The following is a 13,031-nucleotide window of genomic DNA, read 5'->3' on the forward strand; positions in this document are numbered from 1 at the left end:
CTATCGACCCGGCTCGGCGGTGGGCGCCTCAGACCGGGCGGGGCGAGGTGCGGTGCGCCACCAGTTCGGTCATGGCCTCGGCGACCGGCTCGACCACCTCGGCGACCGGGATCCGACGACCCGCCTCGCGGCTGAGGCTCGTCACGCCCGCGTCCTCGATCCCGCAGGCGACGATGTTCTGCGCCCAGGAGAGGTCGTTGTCGCAGTTCAGGGCGAAGCCGTGCATGGTGGCGCGCTTGGAGACGCGCATGCCGATGGCGCAGACCTTGCGGTCCTCCTCGCCCTCGCGCACCACCCACACGCCGCTGCGGCCCTCGACCGGCACCGTGTCGATGCCGAACTGCCCGCACACGCCCATGATGGTGCGCTCGAGATCGCGGACGAAGCCGACCACGTCGATCGGGATCGGCAGCTTCACGATCGGATAGCCGACCAGCTGCTGCGGACCGTGCCAGGTGATCTTGCCGCCGCGGTCGATGTCGACCACCTCGGCGCCGTCCCGGGGCCGCTCATGGTCCTGGGTGAGCTTCCCGGCGGTGTACACCGGCTGGTGCTCGAGCAGCAGGAGGGTGTCGGGCCGCGCGCCCGCGACGACCTCGGCGTGGATCCGGCGCTGCAGGTCCCAGGCGGCGCGGTACTCGACGGGCCCCGCGGGCAGGTCGAACTCCTCATGCCGGTCCCCACCGGGGAGGGGTTCGCTGAATCCGAGGCGTATCACGTCGAGCACCGACCCAGCTTACTCCGGCTCTCACCTGCGCGTTGTGGATGACCGAGGGGTGGGGTGGGGGCGATGGGGTTCACTCCTGGCATGGATGCGGGCACAGGAGCAGGCAGGGACGAGGAGAGCACCCCGGGCCGGGAGGACGCGCTGCGGGTGCGCTGGCGAGGACCGGAGGGGCACGAGGCGGTGACGGCCGAGCTGCAGCTGCTCGCCGCGCTCGAGGTCGCCGGGATCTCCGCCGCGCCCGACGTGCTCGGCATCGAGGAGGACGGCTACGTGCGCGAGACCGCCGCGCCCCTCGTGCGCCGCGGTGGCCGGCGGGCCGCCCAGGCCGCCGCCCCGGCGACGGGGGAGCGGCTCGCCCTCGCCCGCGCGCGGGACGATCTCGATGCGCTCGTGGACGCGCTCCACCAGCGCGGCTGGGTGCTCGGGGCGCCGCGCGGGCGGGGGCTCGGGGTGCGGGCCGACGGGTCCGTGCTCGTGCTGGACCTGTCGGGGCTGCGGCGTGAGGAGAGCCTCGTCGCCCGCAGCGCCGACCGCCACTGGGTGGACTCCGTGCTGCGGGACGAGGAGCGCACGCTGCGCCGGAGGGTGCACCTGGCCGGGGAGACACCGGGGGAGACGCCGGAGGAGGATGCCGCGAGCGCGCGATCGGCGACGGTGGTCGCCGCCGGGCAGCGCCCCGCTCCTTCTGCGCAGGAGAAGGATCTGTTCGCCCTCGCCCTCGCGGGCCCGTCGGCCGACGGGGCGGGGCCCGCGAGCGACGCGGCCGACGGGGAACCGGGCACGCCCCTCCCGGTGCCGCGGCTGCGCAGGCGGCGCAGCGGTCACGAGAGTCCCTCGGCGCCGCCCGCCGAGGACGCCGCCTCCCCGAGGCGACGCCACCACTACTCCTGGGACGAGCGGGCCACGGGTCGCGGACGCTCGGGGGCGCGGCGACTCGTGCAGGGCCGGGTGACGACGGCCGTCACCGCCGCCCGCACGGCGCTCGGCAGTCCCCGGCCGCGACGCACGGTACTGCTCGGCGGTGCCGCGGTGCTGATGCTCTGCGTCCTCGGCGCGGCAGGGGTCCACCTCGCGGGAGGGGAGGGGAGCCGGCCGGCCGCAGGAGCGCCGGCGCTGTCGGACCCGGCCACGGCGCAGTCCTCGGGGCGCGACGCAGACCCCGCCCCTGACCCGGCCCCGGCGATCGAGGATCCCTGGGCCCTCGCCACGGAGCTCGCCGGGGCTCGGCACGCCTACGTCACCGGCGCCGGTGACCGGGCCGTCGCCCTGCCCGGCAGCGCTGCCGACGCCGAGGACGAGGAGGTGCGCGAGGCGTATCGCGACCTCGAGGTCACCGGCGGCGGTCCCGTGGTCCACGAGGCCGAGCTGCTCGCGCCCCCGGACGCGGCCGGTGACGCGGTGGTGCGGGCGGTGACCTCCACTGAGGAGCACGAGATCCTGCTGTCCGGCTCCACCCGCGACGTGGTCGAGCAGGTCCCGGCCGGGGAGCCCGTCACGGTGGACCTGTCCCTGCACTGGGACGGGCACGAGTGGCGCATCGCCGCGGTGGAGCGGGTGGCCTGAGCCGCGGCGCGCCCGGGCAGGAGGCTCCGGACAGCAGCAGGCCCCGACACCGATGCACGGTGCCGGGGCCTGCTGTCGGCTCGTCCTCCCGGGCGCGGAGCCCGCGAGGTCAGGCGGGGTGGCTCAGAGGCCGAGCTCGCCCTCGAACGCACCCTCCTCGAGGCGCTTCTTCATGTAGGTGAGGAAGCGGGCGGCGTCGCCGCCGTCGACCATGCGGTGGTCGTAGGAGAGGAACAGGTACATCATCGAGCGGATGGCGATGGTGTCGTCGCCCTCGGCGTTCTGCACCACGGCCGGACGCTTGGTGATGGTGCCGGTGCCGAGGATGCCGACCTGCGGGGCGGGCACGATCGGGGTGTCCCACAGCGCACCGCCGGAGCCGGTGTTGGTGATGGTGAAGGTCGCCCCGGACAGGTCGTCCGGCACCAGCTTGTTGGACTTGGCGCGCGAGCCGAGGTCGCCGATCTGACGGGCCAGGCCCGCCAGGTTCAGGTCGCCGGCGTTCTTGATCACCGGCACGACCAGGCCGCGCTCGGTGTCCGCGGCCATGCCGATGTGCTCGGCGCCGTGGTAGACGATCTTGTCGCCGTCGATGGTGGAGTTCAGCTGCGGGTAGGTCTTCAGACCCTCCACGGCCGCCATCATCAGGAAGGGCAGGAAGGTGAGCTTGGCTCCCTCGCGGGCGGCGAACTCGTCCTTGGCCTTGGCGCGCAGCTTCGCGATGCGGGTGACGTCCACCTCGACCGCGGTGGTCAGCTGGGCCATGCCGTGCAGAGACTCCATCATCCGCTGGCCGATGACCTTGCGGATGCGGGGCATCTTCTCCTCGGTGCCGCGCTTCGAGGAGACCTCGACCTTCGGCGCCGCGGGAGCGGCGGCAGCAGCCGGAGCGGCAGCGGCAGCGGGGGCAGCGGCCTGGGACTTCTGCGCCTCGATCGCCTGCTGGACGTCCTGCTTGCGGATCCGACCGCCCAGGCCCGAGCCCTTCACGGAGGACAGGTCCACGCCGGCCTCGGCCGCCATCTTCCGCACCAGCGGGGTGACGTAGCCGGAGGACTCGGCACCGGAGACGGAGTCCGCGGCCTGCGGGGCCGGAGCCGCCGCGGCCGGAGCCTCCTGCTTCGGAGCCTCCTGCTTCGGAGCCTCCTGCTTGGGGGCCTCAGCCTTCGGCTCCTCCTTGGGAGCCTCCTGCTTCGGCGCCTCGGCGGGCTTCTCCTCAGCCTTCTTCTCCTCAGGCGCGGGAGCGGCGGGCTCCTCGGCCTTCGCGGGGGCCGCATCGCCGGAGCCGACGATCGCCAGGACCGCGCCGACCTCGGCGTCCTCGTCCTCGGCCACCTTGATCTCGAGCAGGGTGCCGGCGACGGGGGAGGGGATCTCGGTGTCGACCTTGTCGGTGGAGACCTCGAGCAGCGGCTCGTCGACCTCGACGCTCTCGCCGACCTCCTTGAGCCAGCGGGTGACGGTGCCCTCGGTGACGGACTCGCCGAGCGCGGGCATGGTCACCTCCTGACCCTCGCCGCCACCGGCGGAGCCGGAGTCGGAGGAACCGGAGTCGGAGGACTCCGCGGGAGCCTCCTGATCGGTGGAGGGGGCGGTGGTCTCGTCGGACGCGAGGTCCTCGCCCTCGTCAGCCGCGGGGGCCTGGTCGGCCGACTCCTCAGCGCCGGAGTCGCCGGCATCGGAGCCGCCGGAGCCGGAGCCGTCGCCGATGATGACGAGATCGGCGCCGACCTCGGCGTCCTCGTCCTCCTCGACCAGGATCTTCTCGATGGTGCCCGCGACGGGCGAGGGGATCTCGGTGTCGACCTTGTCGGTCGAGACCTCGAGCAGCGGCTCGTCGACCTCGACTGTGTCGCCGACTGCCTTGAGCCAGCGGGTGACGGTGCCCTCGGTGACGGACTCGCCGAGAGCCGGCATCTTCACGGTTTCAGACATGGGGTTCTCTCCTTGGGAGGGCTCAGGCGTGGGCGTGGAGGGGCTTGCCGGCGAGGGCGAGAGCCGCCTCGCCCATGGCCTCGTGCTGCGAGGGGTGGCCGTGGATGAGGGACGCGACGTCCTCCGGGTAGGCCTCCCAGTTGACGATCAGCAGCGCCTCGCCCATCAGTTCCGAGGTGCGCGAGCCGATCATGTGGACGCCGATGATCGGGCCGTCCTTCTCGCGGACCAGCTTGATGAAGCCGGTGGTGCCGAGGATCTGGGACTTGCCGTTGCCGCCGAGGTTGTACTCGTACGCCTCGACCTTGTCCTCGCCCAGCTGCTCCTTGGCCTGCTTCTCGGTGAGGCCCACGGAGCCGACCTCGGGCTCGCAGTAGGTGATGCGCTCGATGCCGGACTCGACGATCGGTGCGGGGTTCAGGCCGCCGATGCGCTCGGCGACGAAGATGCCCTGGGCGAAGCCGCGGTGGGCGAGCTGGAGGCCGGGCACGATGTCGCCGACGGCGTAGATGCCGGGGACGTTGGTCTCCAGGGTCTCCTTGTTTGCGAGCACGAAGCCGCGATCCATCTCGATGCCCTGCTCCTCGTAGCCGAGGCCCTTGGTGTTCGGGCCGCGGCCCACGGCGACCAGGAGGTAGTCGCCCTCGTAGACCTTGCCGTCGGCGAGGGTGACCTTGACGCCGTTCTCGTCCTGCTCAGCCTTTTCGGTGAACACGCCGAGGGAGTAGGCGATGCCGCGCTTCTTGTAGGCGCGCTCGAGGGCCTTGGAGATGGCCTCGTCCTCGTTGGCGACCAGGTGGGGCAGGCCCTCGACGATGGTCACGGACTCCGCGCCGAGCGACTTCCACATCGAGGCGAACTCGACGCCGATGACGCCGCCGCCCAGGATGATCGGGTTCTTGGGGATCTCGGGCAGCTGCAGCGCGGCCTCGGAGTCCAGGAAGCGGCCGCCCAGGTCGATGCCCGGGAGGGTCTTCGAGAAGGAGCCGGAGGCGAGGATGATGTTCTTGCCGGTGAGGGTGCGGGTGCCGCCCTCGGTCTCGACCGTCACGGTGTTGGGGCCGGTGAGCTTTCCGAAGCCCTCGACGTAGTCGATCTTGCGGGACTTCACCAGGCCCTGGAGGCCCTTGTAGAGCCGGCCGATGATCTTGTCCTTGAAGCCGAGGACCTTCTCGACGTCGATGGAGTCGAGGGTGAGGTTCACGCCGGCGGCGGAGGCCTCGGAGGGCGCATCGGCGAGCTCGCCGACGTGGAGCAGCGCCTTGGTCGGGACGCAGCCGCGGTGCAGGCAGGTGCCACCGAGCTTGTCCTTCTCCACGAGAGCGATCTTCTGGCCGAGCTGGGCTCCGCGCAGCGCGGCTGCATAGCCGCCGCTGCCACCGCCCAGGATCACGACGTCGAACTGGTCAGTGGTTGTGTCCGCCACCTGTGTGCTCCTCGGTGTCTTGGGTGTTCCGCGACCCGCTCGGACCTGGATGGCCGACGGCGCCGCCTGCGTGCCCCATGCTAGGGCACCAGGCGGCGCCGGGCGGACCGCACGGGCGTAACGGTCAGGGTAGGGATGCGGCGCGGGTCACGCTCCGGCGCCCGCGCCGGTGCCTGCGCCGGTGTGTGCGGCCTGGTCCTCGAGGACCTGCAGGACGGTGCGCACGGACATGCCGGTGGCGCCCTTGCCCATGTACCCGAGCGGCGAGGAGGCGAAGGCGGGGCCCGCGATGTCGAGGTGCGCCCACTCGGTCTCGCCCACGAACTCGGCCAGGAAGATCCCGGCGGAGAGGGCACCGCCCGGTCGGTCGCCGATGTTGCGCAGGTCCGCGACGCGGCCGGTGAGGTCCGCGCGCAGCTCGCTCGGGAAGGGCAGCGGCCAGAACGGCTCGCCCACGGTCTCGGAGGCGGCCAGCACCACGGCGCGGCCGGTCTCGGTGCCCATCACGCCCGCGGTCCGCTTGCCGAGCGCCACCACGGCGGCGCCGGTGAGGGTGGCGACGTCCATGACGAGGTCGGGGGAGTCCGCGACCGCGTCCACGAGCGCGTCGGCCATGACCATGCGGCCCTCGGCGTCGGTGTTGAGCACCTCGACGGTGGTGCCGTTGCGCATGGTGACCACGTCGCCGGGGCGCTGCGCGCCGCCGCCGGGCATGTTCTCGGCGAGGGCGAGGAAGGTCGTGACCTTGACGTCCAGGCCGAGACGGGCGGCGCCGATGGTCGCGCCGAGCACGGTCGCGGCACCGGTCATGTCCGAGGTCATCTCGTCCATGCCCGCGGCAGGCTTCAGGGAGATGCCGCCGGAGTCGAAGGTGATGCCCTTGCCCACCAGCGACACGGAGCGGGTCGCCGAGGCGGGCGCGTACTCGAGGCGCACCAGGCGCGGCGGGCGGGTGGAGCCCTGGCCGACGCCGACGATGCCGCCGTAGCCGCCCTCGGTCAGCGCCTTCTCGTCCAGGACGGTGACGGTGATCGGCAGATCCTTGACGAGCTCCTCGGCGCGGCGCGCGAACTCGGCCGGGTACAGCAGGTTCGGCGGGGTGTTGACGAGGTCGCGGACCAGGTCCACGGAGCCGGAGAGGATCTCGGCGCGCTGCGCGGCCTGCTCCAGCGCGGCTGCGTCGGAGTCCTCCGCGAGCAGCACGAGTTCGGAGAGCGCGGTCTTCGGGGCCTTCGCGCCGTTGCCGGTCTTGTGGGCGGTGAAGGCGTAGGCGCCGAGCGCGGCGCCCTCGAGGGCGGCGGCGCGCTGGGAGTCGGTGGCGGTGGGCAGCGCGAGCGCGGCACGGCCGACGCCGGCCAGCGAGCGGGTCGCGGCGCCGAAGGCAAGGCGCAGGTCCTCGTCGGAGACCTTCGCGAGATCCTCGTCACCTACGCCCACCAGCAGCAGGGAGGTCGCGGAGGCGAGGGAGAAGGAGGGGATGCGGTGCAGGTCGCCGCGGCTCGCGGAGGCGTCCAGGCCCGCGATGGCCTCGGAGATCTCGGGGAATCCGGGGACGGTGGAGGGTGCGTCGCCCGCGCCCTTCAGCAGGGGCAGGACGAGGACGTCGGCTGCGACGTCGCGCACGGAAGCAGAGGAGATGGTGATGGTGGGCATGGCCCTATCGTAGGACCGGGTCCGGGCAGGGTGCCTGGACGGCGGAGGAGGACGAGCGCCGAGATGGCAGTGCAGGGATCGCAGAGCGAGAGGTCGCGCCCGTGAGCGCGCTGAGCATCGTCGTCGCCGTGCTCTGCGGCCTCACCGCGGCGCTCGCGATCTACTACGCCGCGAAGGACTTCGCCGCCGACCTGGTCCTGCTCGGGGGCAGCGCGCTGACGGTGATCGGCTGGCTGGTGCTCGGCATCGCGCTCGCGGTGCGCGATGCGATGGGCGAGAGCCCCGCGCCGGACCGCATCACCCTGTACGGCTATGTCCTCACCGGGCTCATGCTCTCCGTGGGCGGGGCGTGGCTGGGCATGTTCGAGCGCACCCGCTGGGGCAGCGTCGTCATCGCCGTGGTCTCCGCGGTGTCCATCGTGCTGCTGATGCGGCTGCACCAGATCTGGCCGGGAGGCTTCGCATGAGCACGCACAAGGCGGACACCCGCCGCGCCGGACGCACCCGCGCAGCCGGATCCCCGTCGGCCGGATCCCCGTCGGCCGGATCCCCGTCGGCCGACGGCCGCGCCTTTGGCGCGTCGCGCGGCTTCGAGATCGTCCTGATCGCCGTCTACGGCATCTTCGCCCTCTCGGCGACGGCCCGCAGCCTGGTCCAGGTGCTGCGCGACTTCTCCTTCGCGCCAGTGGCCTACTCGCTCTCGCTGCTCGCCGCCGCCACCTACATCGCCGTCACCATCGCTCTGGTGCGCAAGGGGCGCCGCTCCCGGGTCGCCCGCACGCTCGTGGTCCTCGAGCTGATCGGGGTGCTCGTGGTGGGCACCCTGACCCTGCTGGACCCGGCGCTGTTCCCCGACGCGACGGTGTGGAGCCTGTACGGCCAGGGCTACGGCTACGTCCCCCTCGCCCTGCCGCTCGTCGCGCTCGGCTACATGCTCCTCTCCGGCCGACGGTCTGCGGAGCCCGCCGACATCGCTGAGCCTGCCGACACTGCGGGCCCTGCCGAAACTGCGGGCTCGGTGCGGCGCCAGGGACCTGCGGCCTGAGAAGGCGCTGAGGGAAACGCGTACCGTACTCCCGTGACCTCCGACGACGCCGCCCGACGCGGGCCCTACGACCTCCTGTTCCACCACGTGCTGCGGCACATGGATCCCGAGCAGGCCCACGTGCTCACCGTGAAGGCGCTGCGCACCGCGCACGCCCTGCCCGGCGGCCCCGCCCTGCTGCGCGCCCTGTTCCGCACCCCGGATCCCGCGCGTCGCGAGCCCGTGCCCGCACGGCTGTCCGGCAGTGCCGCGGGGGAGAGCCCTGCCCGCGCCGCACGTGCCTTCGTCGACGCGGTGCCCACGGGGACCGTCGGCATGGCGGCCGGCTTCGACAAGGACGGCGAGGTGCCGCTCGCGCTGCTCGACCTCGGCTTCGGTCACGTCGAGGTCGGGACCGTCACCGCGAAGGCGCAACCCGGCAACCCGCGCCCGCGCTCCTTCCGCCTCGTCCCGGACCGGGCGCTGATCAACCGCATGGGCTTCAACAACCACGGCGCCCAGGAGCTCGCGCACCAGCTCGCGAAGGCCCGCCGCACCGAGCGCGGCCAGCGCGCTGTGATCGGCGTGAACATCGGCAAGTCCAAGGTCACCGCCCTCGAGGACGCCGCGGAGGACTACCGCTTCTCCGCTCGCCTCCTCGCCCCCTACGCCAGCTACCTCGCCATCAACGTCTCCAGCCCCAATACCCCGGGGCTGCGGGACCTGCAGAGCGTGGAGATGCTCCGCCCGATCCTCGAGGCCGTGGTCGAGGAGGCCCGCGACAGCGAGCGCCGCATGCGCCGCGCCGTGCCCGTGCTGGTGAAGATCGCCCCGGACCTCCACGACGCCGACGTCACCGCCGTCGCCCGCCTTGCGGCCGAGGTGGGGCTCGCGGGCGTCATCGCCACCAACACGACCATCGCCCGCCCCGAGTCGCTGCGCACCGAGCGCGCGGCGGTCGAGCGCATCGGCGCGGGCGGCCTGTCCGGCCCGCTCCTCGCCGGACGCTCCCTCGAGGTGCTGCGCCTGCTGCGCGCCGAGCTGCCCGCGGACGCCGTGGTGATTAGCTGCGGCGGCGTCACCACCGCCGAGGACGTCCGCGAGCGCCTCGCCGCCGGCGCCGACCTCGTCCAGGGCTACACGGCCCTGATCTACGAGGGCCCGTCCTGGCCGGGCCGGGTCGCCCGCGCGCTGCGCGGCTGAACCCGGAGCTGCGGGGCTGGACCCGGCCGCTGCGACGGGCACTCACACGGCCTGGGCGCGGAACTGCTCGATGTAGCGCTCGAAGTCCCAGCCCGCCCGGTTCCCCGAGCCGTCCAGGAACTTCTCCGCCGCCTCCCGGCCGCGGCGGTGCAGCATGTCGCGCTCCGCGGTGGTCAGGTCGAACTGGGTGGTGCCCACCGCGCCGGTGTCGATGAAGATCGTGCGCGAGACCGCATCGGCCGACTCGATGTGCATCCCGTCGTAGAAGCCCATCATCGTGCGCAGGATCGCGACCCCGAAGGACACCGTGCCGGTGATGCGGTTGGCGACCCCGAGCGCGGCGTCCGGCCGCTGCGAGAGCTTGATGCCGAGGGTGGGCCAGCGCGGACGCACCCCGGCCGGCGCGTCGAACTGCGTGATCGGGAAGTTCGAGAGCATGCCCCCGTCGACCAGCCACGTCGGCCGCCCGTCGGAGTCCTTCCAGCCCACCGGCCGGAAGAAGAACGGGATCGACATCGAGATCCGCACCGCGTCCACGATCCGCTGCTCGCCGGGGGAGCGGTGGTAGTCCTCGAAGTCCCGCGGCAGGAACCGCAGACGGCCGTTGGAGATGTCCGAGGCGGTGACCACCAGGCGGAACGCCTCGTTCGCGGGGACGGTCCGGGCCGGGTCCGGATCCGCGTAGGCGAGATCCGCGAAGGTACCCGTGCGGTACAGCGGGCTGTGGGTGCGCAGCTGCTCCTCGAGCCAGTCCTCCACGAAGCGCCCGGGGTAGATCCCCTTGCGGCGCAGCACGCTGACCACCTGGATGGGCAGGTACCGGTTCCACCGCCGGCCGTCCTGGAAGCGCGAGTAGTCCAGCTCCTGCATGATGCCGGTCATGGTGGACGGCGCGATCCCGGCGGCGACCATGCTGCCCGCTATCGCGCCCGCCGAGGAGCCCGCCACCCGGTTAACCCGGTAGCCGTGCTCCTCGAGCACTTCGAGGGCACCCACCAGCGCGATGCCCTTGACACCTCCGCCTTCGAGGACGAGGTCGAGTCTCTTCCCGGCCGGGTCCGACGAGGGGAGGGACGATGACGACCTGTCCTCCTCGACGCCCTTCATGTCTGAATTGTCCGCCCGGGGGCGGGGGCGTCAAGGGGGTGGCGGAGTGTCGCGGATGAACGCGCCCACAGCACGCCGCCCGCGCACCCGGCCCGTCGGCCGCGGGCCTAGGCTGGAGGGATGGACGAGGACCTCTTCTCCCTGGGCGGTGACGCGCCCGCGCCGCGCACCCTCTCGGACCGCAACGTGGACCACCGCGCCCCGCTCGCGGTGCGCATGCGGCCGCGCTCGCTCGAGGAGATCGTCGGCCAGCACGCAGCGCTCGAGCCCGGCAGCCCGCTGCGCCGCCTCGTCTCCACCGACGACTCCCGCACCGCGCCGAGCTCGGTGATCCTGTGGGGTCCGCCCGGCACCGGCAAGACCACCCTCGCCTACGTCGTCGCCCAGTCCGGGGACCGCGAGTTCGTGGAGGTCTCCGCCGTGCTCGCCGGGGTCAAGGACATCCGCGACGTGGTCGACCAGGCCCGCTCGCGCCTGCGCACCGTCGGGCGGGAGACCGTCCTGTTCGTCGACGAGGTCCACCGCTTCTCCAAGTCCCAGCAGGACGCCCTGCTGCCCAGCGTCGAGAACCGCTGGGTCACCCTCATCGCCGCCACCACCGAGAACCCCTACTTCTCGGTGATCTCCCCGCTGCTGTCCCGCTCGATCGTGCTGACGCTCGAGCCGCTCGAGCGCGAGGACCTCGACACCCTCGTGGACCGCGCCCTGGCCGACGAGCGCGGGCTCGGCGGGGCGGTCACCCTCACCGACGACGCCCGCGAGGCGCTGCTGCGGCTCGGTGGCGGCGACGCCCGCAAGATCCTCACCTCCCTCGAGGCCGCGGCCGCCGCGGCGCTCATGAAGGACTCCAAGGAGATCGACGCGGCGACGCTGTCCCAGGCCGTCAACCGCGCCGCACTGCGCTACGACCGCGCCGGCGACCAGCACTACGACGTCACCAGCGCCTTCATCAAGTCGATGCGCGGCAGCGACGTCGACGCCGCACTGCACTACCTCGCCCGCATGATCGAGGCGGGGGAGGACCCCCGCTTCATCGCGCGCCGCGTCGTCATCGCCGCGAGCGAGGAGGTGGGCATGGCGGACCCCACCGCCCTCCAGGTCGCCGTCGCCGCGATGCAGGCCGTGCAGATGCTCGGCATGCCCGAGGGGCGGATCCCGCTCGCCCAGGCGGTGGTCCACATCGCCACCGCCCCGAAGTCCAATGCGTCCTACCAGGCACTGGACGCCGCGATCGCCGACGTCCGCGCGGGCAAGGGGCAGGGCGTGCCCGCGCACCTGCGCGACGCCCACTACTCCGGGGCGAAGAAGCTCGGCCACGGCGTCGAGTACCGCTACGCCCACGACCACCCCCACGGCGTCGTCGCCCAGCAGTACCCGCCGGACGACCTGGTCGGCGTCGACTACTACCGGCCCAAGAACCACGGCCGCGAGGAGGTCACCTCCCGTCGCGTCGAGGCACTGCGCAGGATCCTGCGGTCCGAGGGCGGGGCGTCGGGACGCCCCTGAGCGGGCCCGTGTGGGGCACTCCACAGGAAGCGCCGTGTGACCAGCGCCGTCGGACATGGACCGGCGGGCACGGCTGCGGTAATGTGGTCGGCTGAATCCGCGGCTGCAAGACTGGATTCACCACACGCGAACAAGAGGTATACCTCGTGACCAACGTCACCCGTGCGCGCCGCCAGGCGCGTCTGTCCCGAGCCCTCGGGCTCCCGCTCACCCCGAAGTCCGTCAAGTACTTCGAGAAGCGCCCGTACCCCCCGGGCGAGCACGGCCGCGCCCGTCGCCGCACCGAGTCGGACTACGCCGTGCGCCTCAAGGAGAAGCAGCGTCTGCGCGCGCAGTACGCCCTCCGCGAGAAGCAGATGCACCGCGCCTACCTGGACGCCAAGAAGGAGTCCGGCCTGACCGGTGAGTCGATGGTCGAGCTGCTCGAGATGCGCCTGGACGCGCTCGTCGTGCGCGCCGGCTTCGCCCGCACCATCCTCCAGGCCCGCCAGGCCGTCGTGCACCGCCACATCCTGGTCGACGGCAAGCTGGTGGACCGCCCCTCCTTCCGCGTGAAGCCGGGCCAGACCATCCAGGTCAAGCCGAAGTCCCAGGCCATGGAGCCCTTCCAGATCGCGGCCGAGGGCGGCAACTCCGACGTCCTCGCGTCCACCCCCTCGTACCTCTCGGTCGAGCTCCCCGAGCTGAAGGCCCAGCTCGTCTCGCGCCCCAAGCGTGCCGAGGTCCCCGTGACCTGCGACGTCCAGATGGTCGTCGAGTTCTACGCGCGCTGACCTCTTCGCGACGCAGCACGATCGGCCCCGGCGGGTGTACTCCGGTACCCTGACCGGGGCCTTCGTGTTCGCGGATCCTGCAGCCGCAGATCCCGCCGCTCCCTACCCCGCGGC

11 protein-coding genes are annotated in these 13,031 nt (G+C 72.7%); 6 read left to right on the forward strand and 5 right to left on the reverse strand.

The features are described from left to right. Window positions 1-28: 28 nt before the first annotated feature. Window positions 29-727 carry a lipoyl(octanoyl) transferase LipB gene (gene lipB, locus HNR70_RS06085; RefSeq protein ID WP_184324865.1) on the reverse strand — a complete coding sequence of 233 codons (699 nt, stop codon included), beginning with the start codon at window positions 725-727 and terminating at the stop codon, window positions 29-31. An 81-nt stretch (window positions 728-808) separates the two neighbouring features. On the opposite strand from lipB, the gene HNR70_RS06090 reads away from it, so the two are divergent. Beyond that, the gene (locus HNR70_RS06090) at window positions 809-2,290 is read left to right on the forward strand and encodes a hypothetical protein (protein ID WP_184324866.1); all 1,482 of its coding nucleotides are present in this window, start codon (window positions 809-811) and stop codon (window positions 2,288-2,290) included. 123 nt (window positions 2,291-2,413) lie between these two features. On the opposite strand, the gene sucB is transcribed toward HNR70_RS06090, so the two are convergent. The 3 genes from sucB to HNR70_RS06105 all read right to left on the reverse strand — a co-directional run bounded on the left by sucB (window position 2,414) and on the right by HNR70_RS06105 (window position 7,304). Beyond that, entirely contained in the window at window positions 2,414-4,225 is a 1,812-nt protein-coding gene (gene sucB, locus HNR70_RS06095) for a 2-oxoglutarate dehydrogenase, E2 component, dihydrolipoamide succinyltransferase (protein WP_184324867.1), read from the reverse strand. A 22-nt stretch (window positions 4,226-4,247) separates the two neighbouring features. Then, the gene (gene lpdA / locus HNR70_RS06100) at window positions 4,248-5,651 is read right to left on the reverse strand and encodes a dihydrolipoyl dehydrogenase (protein WP_184324868.1); all 1,404 of its coding nucleotides are present in this window, start codon (window positions 5,649-5,651) and stop codon (window positions 4,248-4,250) included. 147 nt (window positions 5,652-5,798) lie between these two features. Continuing rightward, window positions 5,799-7,304, reverse strand: coding sequence for a leucyl aminopeptidase (locus tag HNR70_RS06105; RefSeq protein WP_184324869.1), 1,506 nt, complete (start codon window positions 7,302-7,304; stop codon window positions 5,799-5,801). A gap of 101 nt (window positions 7,305-7,405) precedes the next feature. Here HNR70_RS06105 and HNR70_RS06110 point away from each other — a divergent pair, with 101 nt between their 5' ends. The 3 genes from HNR70_RS06110 to HNR70_RS06120 are packed head-to-tail and all read left to right on the forward strand — an operon-like array spanning window position 7,406 to window position 9,531. Further along, complete coding sequence (locus HNR70_RS06110) at window positions 7,406-7,771, forward strand: hypothetical protein (protein ID WP_184324870.1); 366 nt, start codon at window positions 7,406-7,408, stop codon at window positions 7,769-7,771. Further along, window positions 7,768-8,349 (forward strand): hypothetical protein, encoded by a 582-nt coding sequence (locus HNR70_RS06115; protein WP_246375164.1) that lies wholly within the window; start codon window positions 7,768-7,770, stop codon window positions 8,347-8,349. Before HNR70_RS06110 ends, HNR70_RS06115 begins: the two co-directional genes overlap by 4 nt. Window positions 8,350-8,382: 33 nt before the next feature. After that, the gene (locus tag HNR70_RS06120; protein ID WP_184324871.1) at window positions 8,383-9,531 is read left to right on the forward strand and encodes a quinone-dependent dihydroorotate dehydrogenase; all 1,149 of its coding nucleotides are present in this window, start codon (window positions 8,383-8,385) and stop codon (window positions 9,529-9,531) included. Window positions 9,532-9,573: 42 nt separating this feature from the next. Here the strand turns inward: HNR70_RS06120 and HNR70_RS06125 are convergent, their stop codons facing one another. Continuing rightward, window positions 9,574-10,638: a patatin-like phospholipase family protein gene (locus tag HNR70_RS06125; protein WP_184324872.1), complete on the reverse strand. Its 1,065-nt coding sequence runs from the start codon at window positions 10,636-10,638 to the stop codon at window positions 9,574-9,576. Between the two features lie 120 nt (window positions 10,639-10,758). Between HNR70_RS06125 and HNR70_RS06130 the strand changes: the two genes are divergently transcribed. Then, the gene (locus HNR70_RS06130) at window positions 10,759-12,144 is read left to right on the forward strand and encodes a replication-associated recombination protein A (protein ID WP_184324873.1); all 1,386 of its coding nucleotides are present in this window, start codon (window positions 10,759-10,761) and stop codon (window positions 12,142-12,144) included. A gap of 146 nt (window positions 12,145-12,290) precedes the next feature. After that, a complete protein-coding gene (gene rpsD / locus HNR70_RS06135; RefSeq protein ID WP_184324874.1) occupies window positions 12,291-12,917 on the forward strand; it encodes a 30S ribosomal protein S4 in 627 nt (208 codons plus the stop codon). Window positions 12,918-13,031: the final 114 nt, after the last annotated feature.

Source organism: Brachybacterium aquaticum, assembly GCF_014204755.1.
Classification (GTDB): domain Bacteria; phylum Actinomycetota; class Actinomycetes; order Actinomycetales; family Dermabacteraceae; genus Brachybacterium; species Brachybacterium aquaticum.